At 36.6% G+C, this 18,695-nt stretch carries 18 protein-coding genes and 1 tRNA gene; 15 read left to right on the forward strand and 4 right to left on the reverse strand.

All coding sequences use genetic code 11. The features are described 5' to 3' along the window. The first annotated feature begins 102 nt into the window (after nt 1-102). The 5 genes from IGL70_RS03265 (at nt 103) to IGL70_RS03285 (ending at nt 6,156) form a co-directional block, all read left to right on the forward strand. Nucleotides 103-1,020: a carbohydrate ABC transporter permease gene (locus IGL70_RS03265; RefSeq protein WP_086318924.1), complete on the forward strand. Its 918-nt coding sequence runs from the start codon at nt 103-105 to the stop codon at nt 1,018-1,020. Further along, a complete protein-coding gene (locus tag IGL70_RS03270; protein WP_010727479.1) occupies nt 1,013-1,846 on the forward strand; it encodes a carbohydrate ABC transporter permease in 834 nt (277 codons plus the stop codon). Before IGL70_RS03265 ends, IGL70_RS03270 begins: the two co-directional genes overlap by 8 nt. An 82-nt stretch (nt 1,847-1,928) precedes the next feature. Beyond that, a complete protein-coding gene (locus IGL70_RS03275) occupies nt 1,929-3,047 on the forward strand; it encodes a glycoside hydrolase family 88 protein (RefSeq protein ID WP_104873705.1) in 1,119 nt (372 codons plus the stop codon). A gap of 20 nt (nt 3,048-3,067) precedes the next feature. After that, complete coding sequence (locus tag IGL70_RS03280; protein ID WP_240186778.1) at nt 3,068-4,939, forward strand: DUF2264 domain-containing protein; 1,872 nt, start codon at nt 3,068-3,070, stop codon at nt 4,937-4,939. Next, nucleotides 4,933-6,156: a glycoside hydrolase family 88 protein gene (locus tag IGL70_RS03285; protein ID WP_104858906.1), complete on the forward strand. Its 1,224-nt coding sequence runs from the start codon at nt 4,933-4,935 to the stop codon at nt 6,154-6,156. The genes IGL70_RS03280 and IGL70_RS03285 overlap by 7 nt, the downstream gene beginning before the upstream one ends. Before the next feature lie 85 nt (nt 6,157-6,241). On the opposite strand, the gene IGL70_RS03290 is transcribed toward IGL70_RS03285, so the two are convergent. Continuing rightward, nucleotides 6,242-8,176, reverse strand: coding sequence for an ABC-F family ATP-binding cassette domain-containing protein (locus IGL70_RS03290; RefSeq protein WP_104873703.1), 1,935 nt, complete (start codon nt 8,174-8,176; stop codon nt 6,242-6,244). 225 nt (nt 8,177-8,401) lie between these two features. Between IGL70_RS03290 and IGL70_RS03295 the strand changes: the two genes are divergently transcribed. Beyond that, the gene (locus IGL70_RS03295; RefSeq protein WP_002287746.1) at nt 8,402-9,058 is read left to right on the forward strand and encodes a redox-sensing transcriptional repressor Rex; all 657 of its coding nucleotides are present in this window, start codon (nt 8,402-8,404) and stop codon (nt 9,056-9,058) included. Nucleotides 9,059-9,131: 73 nt separating this feature from the next. On the opposite strand, the gene IGL70_RS03300 is transcribed toward IGL70_RS03295, so the two are convergent. Next, nucleotides 9,132-9,485, reverse strand: coding sequence for a thioredoxin family protein (locus IGL70_RS03300; RefSeq protein WP_002287745.1), 354 nt, complete (start codon nt 9,483-9,485; stop codon nt 9,132-9,134). A gap of 192 nt (nt 9,486-9,677) precedes the next feature. On the opposite strand from IGL70_RS03300, the gene IGL70_RS03305 reads away from it, so the two are divergent. The 5 genes from IGL70_RS03305 to IGL70_RS03325 all read left to right on the forward strand — a co-directional run bounded on the left by IGL70_RS03305 (nt 9,678) and on the right by IGL70_RS03325 (nt 14,970). Continuing rightward, nucleotides 9,678-10,607, forward strand: coding sequence for a permease (locus IGL70_RS03305; RefSeq protein WP_002287744.1), 930 nt, complete (start codon nt 9,678-9,680; stop codon nt 10,605-10,607). 10 nt (nt 10,608-10,617) lie between these two features. Continuing rightward, the gene (locus IGL70_RS03310) at nt 10,618-11,454 is read left to right on the forward strand and encodes a TIGR03943 family putative permease subunit (protein ID WP_010727483.1); all 837 of its coding nucleotides are present in this window, start codon (nt 10,618-10,620) and stop codon (nt 11,452-11,454) included. Between the two features lie 247 nt (nt 11,455-11,701). Further along, a complete protein-coding gene (locus tag IGL70_RS03315) occupies nt 11,702-12,478 on the forward strand; it encodes a LytR/AlgR family response regulator transcription factor (RefSeq protein WP_104873702.1) in 777 nt (258 codons plus the stop codon). Between the two features lie 175 nt (nt 12,479-12,653). Beyond that, nucleotides 12,654-13,397, forward strand: a complete 744-nt coding sequence (locus IGL70_RS03320) for an ABC transporter ATP-binding protein (RefSeq protein WP_002287741.1) — start codon at nt 12,654-12,656, stop codon at nt 13,395-13,397. After that, the gene (locus IGL70_RS03325) at nt 13,390-14,970 is read left to right on the forward strand and encodes an ABC transporter (RefSeq protein WP_104873701.1); all 1,581 of its coding nucleotides are present in this window, start codon (nt 13,390-13,392) and stop codon (nt 14,968-14,970) included. Before IGL70_RS03320 ends, IGL70_RS03325 begins: the two co-directional genes overlap by 8 nt. A 250-nt stretch (nt 14,971-15,220) precedes the next feature. On the opposite strand, the gene IGL70_RS03330 is transcribed toward IGL70_RS03325, so the two are convergent. Beyond that, on the reverse strand, nt 15,221-15,700 hold the full coding sequence (locus IGL70_RS03330; protein WP_002289868.1) for a threonine/serine exporter family protein: 480 nt from the start codon (nt 15,698-15,700) through the stop codon (nt 15,221-15,223). 15 nt (nt 15,701-15,715) lie between these two features. Beyond that, a complete protein-coding gene (locus IGL70_RS03335) occupies nt 15,716-16,468 on the reverse strand; it encodes a threonine/serine exporter family protein (protein ID WP_002289867.1) in 753 nt (250 codons plus the stop codon). 116 nt (nt 16,469-16,584) lie between these two features. Here IGL70_RS03335 and IGL70_RS03340 point away from each other — a divergent pair. From IGL70_RS03340 to ruvX, 4 genes are all read left to right on the forward strand, one after another. Continuing rightward, nucleotides 16,585-16,655: transfer RNA gene (locus IGL70_RS03340), tRNA-Gly, on the forward strand. 360 nt (nt 16,656-17,015) lie between these two features. After that, entirely contained in the window at nt 17,016-17,741 is a 726-nt protein-coding gene (locus IGL70_RS03345; RefSeq protein ID WP_104873700.1) for a DNA/RNA non-specific endonuclease, read from the forward strand. A 254-nt stretch (nt 17,742-17,995) separates the two neighbouring features. Continuing rightward, nucleotides 17,996-18,262 (forward strand): IreB family regulatory phosphoprotein, encoded by a 267-nt coding sequence (locus IGL70_RS03350; RefSeq protein ID WP_002290885.1) that lies wholly within the window; start codon nt 17,996-17,998, stop codon nt 18,260-18,262. Continuing rightward, nucleotides 18,259-18,690, forward strand: coding sequence for a Holliday junction resolvase RuvX (gene ruvX / locus IGL70_RS03355; protein WP_002296503.1), 432 nt, complete (start codon nt 18,259-18,261; stop codon nt 18,688-18,690). The genes IGL70_RS03350 and ruvX overlap by 4 nt, the downstream gene beginning before the upstream one ends. Nucleotides 18,691-18,695: the final 5 nt, after the last annotated feature.

Below are 18,695 nucleotides of genomic sequence, written 5' to 3' on the forward strand. Positions count from 1 at the left end.
CAGGTGATTTTGAAAATTCATATCTAAAAGAAGCAGAAAATTTTGCTCATAAGTACGGCGTAAAATTAACTGGTGATTAAAAAATATTAGGAGGACTTAACGATGATGCAATCTTCGTTACCAAGCAAGACAATAAAGAACAGCAAGAAAAAAGCAACAGATACGTCTCATAAAAAAAGTGCTTATGGATTGGTCACACCTTTTGTTATTTTCTTTATTGTGACGATTTTGATTCCCATCATTATCTCGTTTGCTTTTAGTTTTATGAAAATTGGCTACTCATTTGAATTTGTTGGATTTGACAATTATCTAGCTATCTTCCGAGATCCATTGTTTATTAAATCTTACACGAATGTTTTGATTATCATGGCAGGATCAATTCCAATAACGATGCTATTAGCTATTTACTTTGCTGTTTTATTGAATTCAGCACAGTTAAAAGGAAAAGGATTTTTTAGAACTGTCTATTATATTCCAACCATTACATCAACGGTGGCTGTAGCTTCCGTATTCATGACTTTTTTCAATCCGACTGGGTTATTCAATGGATTTTTGAATGCGCTAGGAATTAACGGTATACAGTGGTTAACAAATCCTTTTTGGATACGAATATCAATGATCATCACGATGATTTGGCTTAGTGTAGGATATAACACTATTTTATTTTTAGCTGGTCTTCAAGGGATTTCTAAAGAGATATACGAAAGTGCTGAAATAGATGGAGCATCGAAATTTCGGCAATTCTTTTTATTAACGATCCCCATGCTAAAGCCAATCATTTTAATGGCCACAGTTTTAGCCACTATCAATGGCTTGGGTAATTTCAATATCCCAAATATATTCTTTGGGACTTCCAATGGACCAGAAAATTCAGCTTTGGTCGTAGGAGTCAATTTATATAAAACAAGTTTTGAAATGGTTGATTTTGGAAAAGCCTCTGCTATTGCCTGGACGATGGTGTTTGTATCTGTTATATTATCGGCTATTCAATTTAAATTCGGAGGTGATAAAAATGACTAAACAAAAGATACAAAACAGAATTTTTACGTACGTCATTATTGTGTTTGGTGCCTTAATATTTTTGATGCCATATTTATATATGATTGTAGCTTCAACGCAAAGTAATCAAGAAATTTTAAGTGGCGGAATCAATTTCAAGTTTGGGGATATGCTATTAAAAAACTGGCAAGCCATCATGGCGAGATATAATTATCCCTTGATTATTTGGAATTCGATTGTTATTGCTGTAATCAGTACAGTTTTAGCTACAGCCAGTTCTACAATGGCGGGTTATGCATTAGCAAAGTATCGTTTTAAGGGGAATAAACTGTTGTTCAATACAGTTATGCTATCTAGGATGGTGCCATTTTTTACCACATTGATTCCTTTATTTTACATTATGAGTCGTTTAGGATTATCGAATACTTATGCAGGTGTGATCATCCCTTCGATTGCCAGTACAACTTCAGTGTTTATGATGCGACAATATAGCAGTCAATTTCCTACAGCACTGATGGAGGCTGCCAGAATCGATGGTGCCAATGAGTGGGTGATTTTTACGAAAATCGCTGTACCGATTTTATCACCTACGATTATTACTAGTGGTTTACTTATCTTTATGGGAAGTTGGAATCAATATCTATTTCCATTAGTCATGCTTTCAGATAAAGATAAATATACGGTTCCCTTAATTATCAAAAATATGACGGTTTCTAGTACAGGTGAGCCAATTAATTATGGCGCAATTATGCTAATTTTAGCAACTTCAGTGATCCCAATGGTCTTGATTTATGTGTGGGCGCAGTCTAAATTTAAGGAGAATGACATTGGAGCTGCAAATAAGTAAAAAAAATAACGAATGTTAACCATCTAGTTCGTTCTAGGAGCAACTCCACATTCATAAAAATTAAAAGAATGGCGGGATATCCATGAATGAACAGACGAAGGAATGGTCAAGAAAAATTTTGAATGTAGCTTCTGAAAAGATAGATGCGGAATTAGACAGAATGGGGAATAAAATTCCATATATTTCTTACAACGGAAAATATACAGACGTAATAAAGGACAGAGGAATCGACTGGTGGACCAATGGTTTTTGGAGTGGTATTTTATGGCAGCTCTTTCACAAGACAAAACGAGAAAAGTTCAAAGAGGCAGCAATACAGCAAGAACAATTATTAGAATCTGCCCTGTACCATTTTTCAGACGTTCATCATGATGTAGGTTTTTTATTCTTACCATCGGCTATTGCACATTATCAACAGTCTCAAAACAAACATAGTCGACGACTAGGGTTACATGCAGCTACGGTACTTGCTGGACGCTATAATATTTCAGGGAACTATTTAGTAGCATGGAATGACCATAAACCTGGTTGGATGATTATTGATAGTATGATGAATTTACCATTACTGTATTGGGCTTCGAGGGAAACTGGTGATCCGAGGTTCTCTAAAATTGCTCGGCAGCATGCAGATACAACAGCTAAGTATCTAGTGAGGAAAGATGGGTCAACCGGGCATATCGCAGAGTTTGATGCAGAATCAGGGAAATATATTCGGTTACTTGGCGGGCAAGGATACAATGAGAATTCTTGTTGGAGCAGAGGAAATGCATGGGCTTTATATGGATTCGCGTTAAGTTATCGTTACACAAAAGATCCGTACTATCTAGCTATAGCAGAAAAGATAGCAGTAAATTTTATTCAGAAAATCGAAAAAACTGGTTATATTCCTCTTATTGATTTTGCTGTAAAAGATTCGAATATTGATACCAGTGCTGGAGTATGCGCTGCATGCGGTCTTCTGGAATTAGCAGGATATGTTTCCTCTGTACGATCAAAAATGTATCATGAAGCTGCTATCAATATACTCCAAAAGACAGAAAAGCACTATGCAAATTGGAATATGGATGAAGATGGGATCATTGGAGGCGGAGCAGAAGCATACCATAGAGAACTGACTTATAATGTGCCACTGATCTATTCTGATTATTTTTTTATTGAAGGCTTACTTCGATTAGAACAGTCGGAATTAGCTATTTGGTAGTAAAAAGAGGAGAAAATACAATGAAATATCCAGTACCACTATTAAGGACCAGACAGAATTACTTTGACTTATTTAAAAAGATAAATCAACCACTCCAGCCGTTTTATCGAGCAAGTGGCGCACAAATTGATTATATACATCAAGGGGTAGGATATGGAAATAAAATTGCAGGAATGGAAGGATTCTCTCGGGTTTTATGGGGAGCGGGGCCCGCAATTGACCAATTAGATGAACGATGGTTGAAATTAATTCTATCAGGAATAAAAGCTGGAACAGATCCTTCCCATCCCGATTATTGGGGAGAAATACATGAAAGAGACCAGCGTATGGTAGAAATGCCCGCAATGTTATTAGCGTTATATCATCATGAACAATTATTATGGAAAAAATTAGATACAGGAGAAAAAAGCCAGATTATTCATTGGTTCTCGCAAATTTTTGAATATGAATGTGCAGATGGTAATTGGCAATTTTTTAAGATAATTGTCGGAACAATTATCCAAAAATTTGGTTATCCAGTTAAAGAATCAGCACTGAAAGAAGCATTTGATAATATAGAAAATTGTTATCTTCAAAATGGCTGGTATCGAGACAGTTCAAGAGGTCGCCAAGATTATTATAATCCTTTTGCATTTCATTATTATGGTTTGATTTATAGCGTACTAGAACCAGAAAAGCCCATTAGCCAGATATATAAGAACCGAGCTATTGATTTTTCTAGAGACTATATTCATTTTTTTGCGGAAGATGGTGCAAATGTGCCTTTTGGTCGAAGCATGATTTATCGTTTTGCAGTTTCAAGCTTTTGGTCAGCTATGTTGTGGGCCGATCTTTTGCCTTTTAAATTAGGTGAAATCAAGGGGTTAGTCAATCGGAATATAAGATGGTGGATGCAAAAAGAAATATTTGATGAAAAAGGTATCCTGAATATTGGTTATACCTACCCTCAATTGACATTGACTGAACCCTATAATAGTACGTTATCTCCATTATGGCTGAATAAGATTTTTTTATTGTTGGCGCTACCTGAAGACCATGAGTATTGGACGGCTAAAGAAATGCCTATGCCTATTCGTGAAGGAACTAAACTTCTTTCAGAAGCCAATTTGCTCATACAACATGATAATGGACATACATTTTTTTTGAATGCGGGACAATTAGGGCCAAATTTCCATACATTGACCAATGAAAAATATTTAAAATTTGCTTATTCTAGTCAATTTGGTTTTTCGATACCGCGAGCGAATCAATTGAAAGCAGAAATGGCAATGGATTCAATGCTAGGGATTCAGCGAGTGGACACATATATCACGACCAGTTTTAAGAATGAGAGCATCAAAACCTATGGACAGTTCATCGTTCGAAATAATGTACGAGACATTGTATGTAAGAAAGAGGTACTTGCCTCTACATGGGAACCTACTTTACAGGCAAAAATCAGAACTTGGCTTATTCCTTTTGAAGGCTGGCAGATTCGCGTACACAAAGTAGAATTAGATACAGAATATGTTCTATATGAGACAGGGTTTGCTATTGAATGTTCTCCTGAGAAAGAAGGAATAATCATAGAAGAAGACAAGGAAAACTATAGGGTGAGTGAAGCTGGCTTTTCAGGTATTATCTGTTTAAGTGACGATACTATTAAACGAAAATCCACAGCTATTATGGGTTTGCCCAATACAAACTTGATGACATGGGAAAACACTTTTATTCCTGGATTAGAGGGTACATTTGGAAAAGGAACCCATTGGCTCGGAACAGGAGTGGTTGCTCATCAAGATCGGGATTATAGTTTAGAAGTATGGAACAATCGTCCCAAAATTGATTTTGATGGGACAACCGGGCTAACTATCCAAAATAAAAACAATAAAAAAAGACTAAAATTATGCTAAAGGCTGGTGGGGAAATGCTTGATAAAGTGATGTTTGAAGAGATAATACATCCAGAAAAATGGATAAATGAATGTTATAAAGAATCAATGGAAAAAGAATGGAATAATGAGATCGAGCGTTGTCGCAGACACACGGAGAGGTTAATCAAACGTATCAGTAACAGTCAGTATCAATTCCCAAGCGAGTGTCCTATAAAAGGACGTTATCCATTAAGAGACAATATTGGTTGGACAGAAGGATTTTGGACAGGAATTAATTGGTTGTTATTTGAGAAGACGGGTGATCCTTTATTTCAACAAACAGCTGAAAAAGCAGATATAGATTTTATCCACAGGATTGACTGTCAAATTATCACTAATCATCACGATCTTGGTTTTTTGTATTCTTTATCAACCGTAGCAGATTATAAAATAACGGGAAATCGAAAAATGAAGGAAGCTTCAATTGATGCGGCAGAAACATTACTTCAGCGTTTTTGGGAGAAGGCAGGAGTTATACAAGCTTGGGGAGATCCTAGTGATCCTTCACAACAAGGTAGAATGATCATGGATTGTTGCATGAATCTTCCATTATTGTATTGGGCGAGTGAAGAAACTGGAAATCAAAAATATAAAAAAGCTGCTCAGGCTCATATTCAAAATGCAGCAGATTATTTAGTAAGAGAAGATGGTTCAACTTATCATACATTTTATATGGATGTCAAAGATGGAAAACCAAGATATGGAAGTACGCATCAAGGTTATAGTGATAATTCCTGTTGGGCTAGAGGCCAAGCATGGGGGATTTACGGTTTTGCATTAAGTTATCGTTATTTGAAAGAACAAAAATATTTTGATTTAAGCAAAATATTAGCCAATTATTTTATGAATCGGTTGCCAGAAGATACCATTTGTTATTGGGATTTGATCTTTGATGATTCTAGCAGAGAAGAAAAAGATACATCTAGTATGGTGATCATGGTTTGTGGATTATTAGAATTAATAGAATCAGGTCTATTAGACAAAACAGAAAAGAACTTATACCAGTCTGCTGTTTGGAAAATTATGCGACAATTGAAAGAAAGATATGCTACAACGGAAGAAGAAGATGGCTTTTTAACACAGTCTGTTTATAATAAGCCCAAAAATAATGGGGTAAATACACCTTGTATTTGGGGTGATTACTATTATTTAGAAGCTTTAGTGAGAATGACTAGTAATTGGTCTTCTTATTGGTGAAAAAGGTAAATATGGAATTTTTGTTTGATAAAATAAAAAAAGAAAAACCAAAACAGCATGAATGGTTTCTGTTTTGGTTTTTTCGTTAATTTTCATATTCTTCTAATTCCAAGCTTAGTTCTTCCCATTCCGTCAATTTTGTTTCTTGATCTTGTCTAGCAGCTTCTAAATCTTGGTTCAGCTCATTGAGTTTTACGTGATCTTCCAGGTTTTCTGGCGCGACCATTTCTTGTTCCAACTGATCGATCCATTCATCGATCCGCGCCATTTCTTCTTCAACCTGAGTAATTTTTCGTTGAAGGCTACGGATAAGCTTTTGCTGTTCTTTGCTTTGGTAATAATCAGATTTGTTCGTGGGAGCAGGAGCAGATTCTGGCTCATCTTGTGCCAACAATTCGGCGATTTCTTCTTCTTCCTGCTTTTTCTCTAAATAATAATCATAGTCTCCTAGATAGACTTTGCTGCCATTTTCAGAGAGTTCGACGACTTTTGTCGCGATCCGATTGATGAAATATCGGTCATGGGAAACAAAAAGCAGTGTGCCGTCATAATCGATCAATGCATTTTCTAATACTTCTTTGTTGTCAATATCTAAATGGTTTGTTGGTTCATCCAAAATCAAAAAATTTTCTTTGTTCATCGCTAACTTGGCTAAAGCAACCCGTGCTTTTTCACCGCCACTTAGCAGAGGGATTGGTTTTTCTACATCTTCGCCAGAAAATAAGAAAGCACCTAAAGCACTTCGAATCTCTTTTTCTGGAGTGGTAGGATGCTCATCCCACAATTCTGCTAGGATCGTCTTGTTTGTATGCAGATCAGCTTGACCTTGATCGTAATAGCCGATGGTGACATTTGTCCCTAGCGTTTCTTTTCCACGGATAAAAGGGATCTGGTGAATGATTGATTTCAGCAATGTCGATTTCCCGATACCATTCGGACCTACTAGAGCAATCGCTTCTTGACGACGGATATCTAGATTGATTGGTTCAGATAAGGCGACATTATCATATCCGATAGCGGCATCTTCGATTTGCAAGACTACATTTCCAGAAGGCTTTTCTATACTGAATAGAAAGTTTGCTTGTTTTTCATCCCCTTGAGGACGATCCAGCCGGTCCATTTTTTCTAATGTCTTTCTGCGGCTTTGCGCTCGTTTTGTGGTAGAGGCGCGAACAAGGTTCCGAGCAACGAAGTCTTCTAATTTATGGATTTCTGTTTGCTGCTTTTCATAAGCCTTCCATTCACTTGCTAGCTGTTCTGCTTTCAAATCTAGATATTTCGAATAGTTACCTTTGTAATGGCGCATTTTTCTTCTGCTTAATTCATAGACTTCATTGACTACTTTATCTAAAAAATAACGGTCATGGGAAACAATCAATAATGCACCAGTATAGCTTTGCAGATAATTCTCAAGCCAGGAAAGCGTCTCGATATCTAAATGGTTCGTTGGTTCATCTAGAATCAAAATGTCAGGGTGTTGCAAAAGCATGCGAGCTAAAGCTAAACGTGTGCGCTGTCCGCCTGATAAAGTATCGATTTTCTGATCATAAAATGAAGAATCGAATTTAAACCCATGCAATACGGAACGAATTTCATTTTCATAACCATAGCCGTTTCGATCTGAAAAATCGTGTTGCAGCCGGTCGTATTCTTTTAAATAAGAAGTATATGCAGGTGTGTCTGGCGTACCTTCGCTAATGAAAATCTCTAGCTCGCGCATCCGCTCTTCCATTTGTCTAACTTGTTCAAAAGCTTTCAGCATCTCGTTCCAAACTGTTTCATTGGAATCAAGTCCTGTGTCCTGAGCGAGGTATCCGAGAGTCGCTGTTTTATTTTTAGCGATCTTTCCTTCATCAGGTGCTTCAATTCCAGCAATGATCTTTAATAAAGTCGATTTTCCAGCGCCATTTCTGCCAACTAAAGCGACACGAGCGCCTGTACTGATTTCTAAATGTATGTTTTCAAATAAGACTTCTGCACCAAAATGGCGAGCAATCTGATTGGCTTGTAATAATATCATGGAATCCTCTTTTCTACTTTGTGAATTCTCCTCAAATAAAAAACTATTTTTCAATTAGTAGTCTACCATAAATTCCATTATACTGCGAGATTTGCAGAAATGATAAATAAATGAATAAAGAATAAAATTTCACAATATCTGAGCAATGGAATTGATTTTTTCCTATAAATACTGCTATGATGGAGAAATCAAAGATGTAATTAGACAATACGTGGAGGTCATTTCGTGAAAGATCATATTATTCCAAAGGCGACAGCTAAAAGACTGCCTTTGTATTATCGCTATTTAAGGATTTTAAATAATGCTGGAAAGAAAAAAGTGTCTTCAACTGAATTAAGTGAAGCCGTTCAAGTAGATAGTGCAACGATCCGTCGAGATTTTTCTTATTTTGGCGAATTAGGAAAACGTGGGTATGGTTATGATGTAGAAGATCTTATGCACTTTTTTGCAAAGACATTAAACGACGATCAATTGACAAATGTTGCGCTGATCGGTGTAGGGAACTTGGGAAGTGCTTTACTAAAATACAAATTCCATCAAAGTAATAGCATACGTATCAGTTGTGCTTTTGATGTGAATGAGGAAATCGTTGGGCGCATCGTAGACGGTATCCCCGTTTATCCAATGGAAGATATGTCAGAACAAATCAAGATCCAACAAATCGAAGTAGCAATTTTAACGATACCCGCTGAAAGAGCACAAGAAGTAGTCAATCAGTTAACGGAAGCAGGAATCAAAGGAATCTTGAACTTTACCGCTGCTCGATTGAATGCTCCGTCAGATGTATTGATCCAAAATGTTGATTTGACAAATGAATTGCAAACCTTGATCTATTTCTTGCATTCTGACGCAAATGCGCATTCCGAAAATACAGCAGAATAAAAATAAAAAGCGATTGAACAAATGAAGGCAAAACTTTCACTTGTTCAATTGCTTTTTTCTGTTTGGACAACGATTATTTTGTTCGGAAGATTTCTTCATAAGAAAGGGAATCATCTTCTGCTGTCAGTTCATCTAGTAGATAACGGATTTTTTTAAAGTCGATGAACCGTGCTTGCCGAAAGACTTCTTTTCCTTGATGAAAAATCAGGACAACTGGCGCAGTCAGCACTTCAAATTTACTAGCTACTTCTGGTGTTTCAAATGCATCCAAATGAAGTGCCGGAATATCATAATGTGTGAGAAGTTCCTCTAGTCGTGGACGAACAGCGTGACAAACACTGCAATTAGGCATCGAAAGATAAATGACGGCAACGGATGACTGTTGCAGTATGTCTTGAACTTCAGTCAAGTTAGTGGTTTGTTTCATTTTTATTCTCCCTTTTATGATAGAAGTGATATGTATGAGACCTTAATTTAATGGGAATAACAGAAAAAGTCAATTGAAGTGCTTTGGTAAAAAATAAGAGTTGTGTAAAAATTTACAGAGCAACTTGTTTTTTTTTGAATAAAAGCGTATATTTGCAAAGCGAATGAACTAGAAATAAAAAGGAGGAAACTCATGTTTTCTTTTATTCCAAATTCGGTTTTGCAGATGAGTACGATTTTCTTATCGATCGTTATTGAAGCATTACCTTTCGTATTATTAGGCTGTCTTATCTCAGGCGCCTTACAAGTATTTTTGACCCCAGAACGTGTGAAGAGATGGCTTCCTGAAAATCGTATCTTCTCTATTTTTACTGGTTCGATCTTAGGATTTTTCTTTCCTTCATGCGAATGCGGCATCGTACCGATTGTTCATCAATTTGTTAAAAAAGGCGTACCAGTTCACACAGCGTTTGCTTTTATGCTGACTGCTCCGATCATCAATCCAATCGTGATTTTTTCCACTTTTATCGCATTTGGCAATTCTTGGCAGATGGCAAGCTGGCGGGTGATAGGCAGCTTTTTTGTTGCCCTTGTGATTGGTGTCTGGCTTGCCTATTTTCAAAAAGACGCTGTATTGAAAGAAAAAATCACGTCTAAAGTAGCAGAAAATCACCATCATCATGTCCATGAAGAAGAACAAAGTGAGAAGAATGAACCAAAAAATCAGCTGATCCATCAAACTGGGCATGTGTTGACACATTCAATCGACGAATTTTTTGATACAGGTCGTTATTTGATCATTGGCGGATTAATCGCAGCTGCGATGCAGACTTATTTACCAACTAGAATTATGCTAACGCTCGGCTCAACAAAGATTTTAGCCATTATCATCATGCTGTTATTGGCCTTTACGATGTCTCTTTGCTCAGAAGCAGATGCGTTTATAGGATCTTCTTTGTTAAGTCTGTTCGGCACAGCACCTGTAGCTGCCTTTTTGGTCTTTGGCCCAATGGTCGATATCAAAAATCTACTGATGATGAAACGATATTTTACAGGACGCTTTATTTTATCGCTGATCGGACTGATTGCCCTTAGCGTTATTGGATTCACATTATTTATTTAGGAGGGAAAATATGCTGCGGTTTTTGATTTTATCTGGGTATTTCGAATTGATGATGTACTTGCAAGTTTCTGGCAAACTCGATCAATATATCAATGTCCATTATCGCTACTTAGCTATTCTTTCAATGATTTTATCTGCTCTTTTGGCTTTAGTTCAGCTGTATTTGTGGGTCAAAAACGGAAAAGCAGAGGAAAAGGCACACGAGCACGATCATGACCATGGGTTGTCAAAACCTTATCAACGTGGAATCGCTTATGTACTGCTAGCTTTGCCAGTAATCGTGGGGGCGTTGTTTCCAACAGTTAGTCTCGACACTACGATCGTAGAAGCCAAAGGATTTAATTTCCCAGTAAGTAAAGAATCAGTAGGGGATCCGGAGATGCAGACACAATACTTAAAGCCGGATACCAGTATTTATTTCAACAAATCAGACTACTTAGACCAAATGAATGAGTTGAAAGAAAAGTATGGGGATAAGCAAACTATCAAGATCACAGATGAAAACTATTTAGAAGTTATGGAGCTAATTTATAATTACCCTAGCGAATTCATTGGCAAAAAAATCAGCTATGAAGGATTTGTTTACCACACACCGAACGATAGCAATACAGATATTTTCTTGTTCCGATTCGGCATTATCCATTGTGTGGCAGATTCAGGAGTCTTTGGTTTGTTGACGCATATGCCGGAAGGAGTAACGGTTAAAAATGATGAATGGTATAAAATAGAAGGAACCATCCAATCAGACTATTATCAACCATTCAAGCGTGAAATCCCATCTGTAGTTGTTACAAACGCTGAGAAAGTCTCTGCTCCGAAAAATCAGTATGTGTATCGTTCTTTTTAAAAGAACAAAATAAATAAACGTAGCTCAGACAGCTGACACGCAAGGACGTCGGTTGTCTGGCTTTTTTTGCATGATGTATTCATTTGTTTGATATTTATTTTAGAAGCAGCATCCTGAAAGTATTTGATATCGGTTTCAAAGGTGTTGGAAAAGATTGTGAAGAGAATTACAATTTATTCCTAACATGTATGTTGAAAAGTTGTATGAAATGATTTTGATAGTAAAATATCGAGTGGAGGTACTTTTTATGGTAACGCGTATATTTATTTTGGATGATAGTTTGGTTTTTGAAAAAATGCTAATAGAAATTTTGGAAGAATCCAGAATTTTATTAAGTCCTTGGAAATTTGAGATCGTTCAGGGATTGAACGTTATACAATTTGTTGAATTCATTAAAAATAATGAAATCTATTCCTCAGATATTTTTTTCCTAGACATCGATTTGAACGCCTATTATAGCGGTATCGAACTAGGCGAAATGCTTAGAGAAAAGAATGAAAAGTGTAAAATTGTTTATCTAACGTCTCATCCGAATAAAGCAATAACTGTTATTAATCGAAAGATTACGCCTAGTGGTTATTTGATAAAAGAATTCACTTATGAAAAAAATAAAAAAAGCATCCAAAGTTACTTATTGAAAGAAAAAGAAAACTATCCTGTTCAATATGCTACGAAAAAAAGGTGGACAACTGTCCGTTATGGTAATAGCGATCACTATATCCATTACGATGAAATCCTTTATCTAATGAGCATGCCAGGTTATAAAAATAAAATAGGCCTAGTATTGAAAGATGAAGAGATTCTCGTAAACGGCACAATTAAAAAATATAAAAAATCACTCGAATATGAGTATTTATGTAAAGATTTAAAAGCTTATATCATTAATACTGAAAACATTACATCTATTAGCAGAGTAAACGAAATAGTAACATTTGCAAATGGAGAACAACTAGAGATGGGAAAGAGAAGTATTGATAAACTAAAGAATTTTATGCAAGAAAAGATAGAAAATGAATCATTTTAAAGAAAACAAAGACTCATATCTTACCTGTTAGAAGAGTGTTTTCCTGTAGAAGAGAACAACCCAAGTAGCAGCCTAGTCGTTTCTATCCTTTTTTGTTATGCACTCTTTTTGACATTTACTCCACCAATAACGAAGGGTACAATAAAAAGTAATAACAAACAAAAGGAGTACAGAAATGATTGAATTCATCAATGTAAGTAAAAGTTACGGGAAAAAACAAGCATTAAAAGACTTGTCTCTCTCGATAAGACAAGGGGAAATTTTTGGATTTTTAGGACATAATGGTGCCGGAAAATCAACTACGATTAAAAGTTTAGTTAGTATTATTGAACCATCATCGGGAACGATTTTAGTAGATGGAATGAAATTGACGGAAAATCGCTTGAGTATCAAACAAAAAATCGGTTATGTGCCTGATTCCCCAGATATTTTTTTACAATTGACGGCTGGAGAATATTGGGACTTGATTTCAGCTGCCTATGAATTAGACACACAAAAAAAAGAAAAGCGTTTAGCAGAATTGACAGCGCTTTTTGATATGTATAGTCATCAAAATGAAACAATCGCAAGTTTTTCACATGGAATGCGTCAAAAAACGATTTTGATCGGCACGTTGCTGCCAGATCCAGATATTTGGGTATTGGATGAACCTTTGCAAGGACTTGATCCTCAAGCAGCATTTGATTTGAAAGAAATGATGAAGGCTCATGCCGCAAAAGGAAAAACAGTCATTTTTTCTACACATGTATTGGATACCGCACAACAGTTATGCGATAAACTGGCTATTTTGAAGAAAGGTGAATTGATTTATCAGGGGGCAGTTAGTGAATTATTGAATGGCTCACCTGATGAAACGCTAGAAAAGATTTATTTGAAAATGGCTGGAAGGCAAGCGACAGGAGATGGACCGTATGTATAAGCGACAATTATTAGAATTAATTCGAGTTAATCTTTTATATGTTAATCCACAGCTCACGAATAAAGCAAGAGAGAAAGGAAAAAAGGGAAAGCGATTAACTATCTATCTTTTGTCTCAAAATCTTTTTTCAGGGCTGATTTTTTTACTGATTTACGGATTTGCTATGTTTGCTATGAACTTTGTTAAATTGCCAGGTTTCTTTACTTATTACGTGGCACTTTTTGGTATGTTAGGTTTAACTCAAAGTATATCAGTCATTTATAATATCTTTTTTGAAGGAAATGACCTGCAAGTATTTTTGCCTCTGCCTTTTGGACAAGGACAGGTTTTTTCAGCAAAGATTTTGGTAGTTGCTTTGACCATCATCCCTTTTGTTTTTCCGCTTCTAGTCATGTTTATTTTAACCGGATGGCGAGCTGATCTAGGGATTTTGCTTACTATCATTATCTCGATCCTTTTGTTTTCTCTATTTTTGATTATTCTTTTTTGTCTGGCTAGTTTGATTGTTTTTGGTTTGGCTCGAACAGCAGTGTTTAAAAAACATAGAAAAACAGTTTCTAGTATCTTGCTTGGCAGCTCGATGCTGATCGCATTTGCTGGAATCATGTGGATGAATCATCAAACGGGGACTATTGAAAATGAGTTAACAGATCGGCATCCGATTTCGATATTATTGCCATTCTATGATGCTGCCAGTCAGCCACTTTCTCAACAAGGTTTATTGGGTTGGGGAATACTAGCTATCACGGCTCTGGGATTTTTCCTTGCTGTAAAACAGCTGATAGTACCAAAGCTTACAGAGCAACTGACTGATTCAAACAGTGAGTTCAAAATAAAAAGAACCCATAAAAAGAACCAAAATGTGCATCAGCTTTTATTTAGTTACAATGCTCAATTAGTAAAAGAACCTAATTTGATTATGCAAGTTCTTTCTTCTTCCTTGTTAACTCCAATCATTTTTATTCTTGCTTTTGCCCTAGGAGGCGAAATAAAATTAACTGATTTAGATAATAAGTTAATCGGTGTTGTTTTCCTGGTAGGGATCGCATTGGCTTTCTTAACAGTTAATCAGACTTCTTTTATCAGCAATCTTATTTCTTTGGATCAAGAAAATTTTCTGTTTATCCGTTCTTTGCCAATCTCTATGAACCAATATTTAAAAGAAAAGTTCAGATTCGGATGGATATTGCAGAGTTTTTTAACTGGTGGGATCGCATTATTAAGCGGACTGTCTTTTCAGCTGCCTTTGTTTTTTATCCCTAGCTTGCTATTTGGTTCTTTATTCGGCTGCTACTTATTGTCACTACGTTATTTCGCTAGAGATTATCGGTTGCTGCTGCTGAACTGGACCAATATTAACCAATTATTTAACAGAGGTTCAGGAAGTTTGGGTTTAGTCGCAACTATGATGGGTTCATTGATCATCAGTATTATTCTTATCGTCTTATACGGAATGTTGGCTTTGTTTTATCCATTTTGGTTAGTGAATATTCCTGTGATCGGTTTAGTTCTAATACTTTCCGCTCTATGGGTCGTTTATTATCAACGAACGTTTTGGAAAAAATTTGAATAAAGAAGAGGGGCCGTGACAAAAATCATGTCGCAGCCCCTTTTTTACAGATAGAGGGTGTTCAAAAGTCAGTTTCTCAGTATTAAGTCAATTTTATGTAAAAATGTGAGAAGCTATTTTTACAAAACTTTTTTTAATACTCATAATTACTTCTTATTGCTCCTGCGGTTACTTGTCGCAATGTTTGTGAGATATTTTGTCATCGCTCAAGGCTGAACGTCTCTTTCACAACCTTTTCTTTGTTACACTTCGTTTATTTAAAAAGCCGTTTTTTTCGTTTCATCATGATTGCGTCACGCTTTACTTTGAAATTACGGATGTTATGGTTAAAGACTTCTGATAATACAAGACCTAAAGCGATTGCTCCAGCAATCATAATGGCTTGGACCGCATAATGAGCCGCTTCTCGATAGGATTCAGTAACGAGATTCCGAACCGCTTGATAAGCTAAACCACCAGGGACTAGAGGAACCATCCCGGGAATATTGAAAATCGTTACGGGCATTTTCAAACGTTTAGAGAAAAGATCGCTGATGAATGCTACTCCTAAAGAACCAAGCAATGAACCAAAAGCAGCAGATCCGCCTATTTGAACACAGATCCAGTAGATCATCCAGCCAAAAGCACCAGAAAGACCACAACAAATCAATGAACGCCTAGGTACATTTGTAATAACGGCAAATGCCGCAGTCGCTAAAAAACTAAAAGAAAACTGAATAAATATCGTCCCCATACTTGTGTTCCTTTCCTAATAAAAAAGCTGGAAAATAAAAGCAATCGCAAAACCGATCATCGTAGCAGTCATCATCGCTTCTGTTCCGCGAGAAACTCCTGAGACATAATGGCCAGCTAGCAAATCACGGATAGCGTTCGTAATTTGAACTCCAGGAACTAAAGGCATCACACATCCGATAATGATTAGATCCTGATTGCTTCCTAAGCCAAAACGTACGCTGTAGATAGCGGCTATGCCAATCAATAAAGAAGATAAAAATTCCGATAAAAATTTGATTCTAAAAAATTTCAAACTATATAGATAAGCTGCGTATCCCAATCCTCCAATGACTAAAGTCACAGGTAAATCGGTCATCTTTCCGCCAAATAACACCATAATTGTTCCACTGATCACTGCCGCGCTAACGATTTGCAACCAGACAGGAAAGAAAGAACGGTCTCGGTCGATTGCTTGCAGTTCGCAGTAAAGTTCTTCTAATGTTAGCTCTGAAGCAACATATTTACGTGAAAGATCATTTACTTTTACTACTTTTTCTAAATTAATCGAACGGTTGGTAATTTGTTCCATTCGGATGGTCGAGGTACGATCAAGACCAATAAAGAGACCGGTTTGAGTGACATAGCTGACCAAACGGAAATTTCCAGAAGCTAAAGCAATTCGACTCATCGTATCTTCTACCCGATACATCTCCGCATTGCTTTCCATCATGATTTTCCCAGCGAGTAAACAAGTGTCCAGCAACAGATCTAATTCTTTTCCCGTCATAGTATCTTCTCCAATAATTGATTGATTAGTTTTATTTTACTACAAAACATACCAGAAGCGTAAAGAATAAAAAAACTTGAGGAAGGAATAAAAGAGGCGTATACTGTTTTTGTATTGCGGGTGTAGTTTAGTGGTAAAATCCCAGCTTCCCAAGCTGATGTCGCGGGTTCGATTCCCGTCACCCGCTTAAAATAGGTTGTGAAAAAGCTGCTCTGCAACAAGTAATAAGAACAGCCAAGCAAAAACAACTTCTTATGTTTTTAACTTGGATGGACTTATTACCGCAGATGCAAGCTTTTGCGCACCGTTTACCAAGCGGTTGTGAAATCAGTGTATTGTCTTGAGTATGAAGAAAATTTTTGAATAATAATAAATACCTTACAGATAGAGTGGTGACTGATTAGAGACGAGGAATCCGTCTCTTTTTTGTATTTTTAAGCCATCTTAAAACAGGTTTTATTTTTTGCTGTTTCTATTTCTTTCTAGTATTTATTTATAGGGGAACATATGTTAAGATTTAGGGAGCTGTTAGTAAAGGAGTAAAGAAATGAGCAAAAAAACAACCAAGGCGATCGTGGGGATCGTCGCTGCTGTGATTGCAGGGGCATTCGGTGTTTCCACCACACAAAAAGATTCAGATATCTTTCAGCAGATTACAACTATTTTTGTTTCCACACCACAAGCTTCTCAAGTAGCGGATGTGCCAGAATATGATGGAAAACATCAAGAAATAGAAATCAATGGGAATCAGCCGGAATTTACAAAAGAGGATCTTAGCCTTTCCAAAGGGACATGGGAAAGCTATTCAAATATTGATAAATTGAACAGAGTAGGACAAGCCAATGCTATGCTTGGAAAAGATTTGTTCCCTACTGAAAAGAGAGAGCCTTTGTATATTGACCCGACAGGTTGGAAACAAAAGAAATTAAGTGACGGGCAATGGTTATATAATCGCAGCCATTTAATTGGTTTCCAGCTGACTGGTCAAAATAACAACATTAAAAACTTGATGACAGGGACACGTTCGTTGAATGCTCCATACATGCTTGCTCACGAAAATGATATTGCGGCATATATCAAAGAAACAAATCATCATGTACGCTACCGTGTCACTCCTCATTTTGAGGGGGATGAACTGGTAGCCAGGGGAGTGCAATTGGAAGCAGAAAGCATTGAAGACAAAAAAATTGAATTCAATGTCTTTATCTACAATGTTCAAGATGGCTACACGATCAATTATGAGACAGGACAAGCAACAAAAACAAAAAATTAGTAGCAGCTATTCGAATTTTTTATGAATATTATGAAAAAATTGTGTAAAAACATACATTCAAAGAAATATAGCGTATACTTTATGAAAAGAGTACTTTTGATAAAGCTACAGAAAAAAGGAAAAAAACATACAAATAGTGTTTCTTAATTTATTCGGAAGTTTGGAATATTTGTTTGTAGTTTTCCCTTTCTTCGAGTAAAATAAGGTTGTAGAAGGTAAGCTGGAATTACCTTGCGGGAAAGAGGTGTAGAATCATGGGTTTTACAGATGAAACCGTACGTTTTGGTTTTGACGATAGTCGCAAAAAAGAAGTAAGCGAAACATTAGCGATTGTTTATCGGGCTTTGGAAGAAAAAGGCTACAATCCAATCAATCAGATTGTCGGCTACTTGCTTTCTGGAGACCCGGCCTACATTCCTCGTTATCGTGATGCTCGAAATTTGATTCGCCGTCACGAACGCGATGAGATCATGGAAGTAATTGTCAAGGACTACCTCTCAAATCATGGAGTGAATTTATGAGAGTAATGGGCTTGGATGTCGGTTCTAAGACAGTAGGTGTTGCTATCAGTGACCCCTTTGGCTGGACAGCTCAAGGAGTAGAGATTATTCGGATCAATGAAGCAGAAGAAGAGTTTGGCTTTGATCGGTTGAAGGAATTAGTAGCACAATATGAAGTAGACCGGTTTGTAGTTGGATTACCTAAAAATATGAACAATTCCATCGGACCAAGGGCAGAGGCTTCCATGTCATACGGAGAAAAGATCAAAGAACTATTCTCCTTGCCAGTTGATTATCAAGATGAACGATTAACCACTGTTCAGGCAGAACGTATGCTAGTAGAGCAGGCAAATACTTCAAGAGCCAAACGAAAAAAAGTCATCGATAAATTAGCAGCTGTGATGATCTTACAAAATTATTTAGACGGCTCAGGTAAGCAATTATTTTAATAATA

Origin of the sequence: Enterococcus sp. DIV0901a (assembly GCF_051711525.1) — a bacterium.
Taxonomy (GTDB): domain Bacteria; phylum Bacillota; class Bacilli; order Lactobacillales; family Enterococcaceae; genus Enterococcus_B; species Enterococcus_B faecium.

Bases quoted from the DNA above. Each gene is read 5' to 3' on its own strand.
- IGL70_RS03315 (WP_104873702.1), top strand. From the start codon at position 11,702: ATGGTAACGCGTATATTTATTTTGGATGATAGTTTGGTTTTTGAAAAA.
- IGL70_RS03265 (WP_086318924.1), top strand. From the start codon at position 103: ATGATGCAATCTTCGTTACCAAGCAAGACAATAAAGAACAGCAAGAAA.
- IGL70_RS03310 (WP_010727483.1), top strand. From the start codon at position 10,618: ATGCTGCGGTTTTTGATTTTATCTGGGTATTTCGAATTGATGATGTAC.
- IGL70_RS03330 (WP_002289868.1), bottom strand. From the start codon at position 15,700: ATGGGGACGATATTTATTCAGTTTTCTTTTAGTTTTTTAGCGACTGCG.
- IGL70_RS03345 (WP_104873700.1), top strand. From the start codon at position 17,016: ATGAGCAAAAAAACAACCAAGGCGATCGTGGGGATCGTCGCTGCTGTG.
- IGL70_RS03325 (WP_104873701.1), top strand. From the start codon at position 13,390: ATGTATAAGCGACAATTATTAGAATTAATTCGAGTTAATCTTTTATAT.
- IGL70_RS03280 (WP_240186778.1), top strand. From the start codon at position 3,068: ATGAAATATCCAGTACCACTATTAAGGACCAGACAGAATTACTTTGAC.
- IGL70_RS03300 (WP_002287745.1), bottom strand. From the start codon at position 9,485: ATGAAACAAACCACTAACTTGACTGAAGTTCAAGACATACTGCAACAG.
- IGL70_RS03350 (WP_002290885.1), top strand. From the start codon at position 17,996: ATGGGTTTTACAGATGAAACCGTACGTTTTGGTTTTGACGATAGTCGC.
- IGL70_RS03305 (WP_002287744.1), top strand. From the start codon at position 9,678: ATGTTTTCTTTTATTCCAAATTCGGTTTTGCAGATGAGTACGATTTTC.
- ruvX (WP_002296503.1), top strand. From the start codon at position 18,259: ATGAGAGTAATGGGCTTGGATGTCGGTTCTAAGACAGTAGGTGTTGCT.
- IGL70_RS03270 (WP_010727479.1), top strand. From the start codon at position 1,013: ATGACTAAACAAAAGATACAAAACAGAATTTTTACGTACGTCATTATT.
- IGL70_RS03335 (WP_002289867.1), bottom strand. From the start codon at position 16,468: ATGACGGGAAAAGAATTAGATCTGTTGCTGGACACTTGTTTACTCGCT.
- IGL70_RS03320 (WP_002287741.1), top strand. From the start codon at position 12,654: ATGATTGAATTCATCAATGTAAGTAAAAGTTACGGGAAAAAACAAGCA.
- IGL70_RS03285 (WP_104858906.1), top strand. From the start codon at position 4,933: ATGCTAAAGGCTGGTGGGGAAATGCTTGATAAAGTGATGTTTGAAGAG.
- IGL70_RS03290 (WP_104873703.1), bottom strand. From the start codon at position 8,176: ATGATATTATTACAAGCCAATCAGATTGCTCGCCATTTTGGTGCAGAA.
- IGL70_RS03275 (WP_104873705.1), top strand. From the start codon at position 1,929: ATGAATGAACAGACGAAGGAATGGTCAAGAAAAATTTTGAATGTAGCT.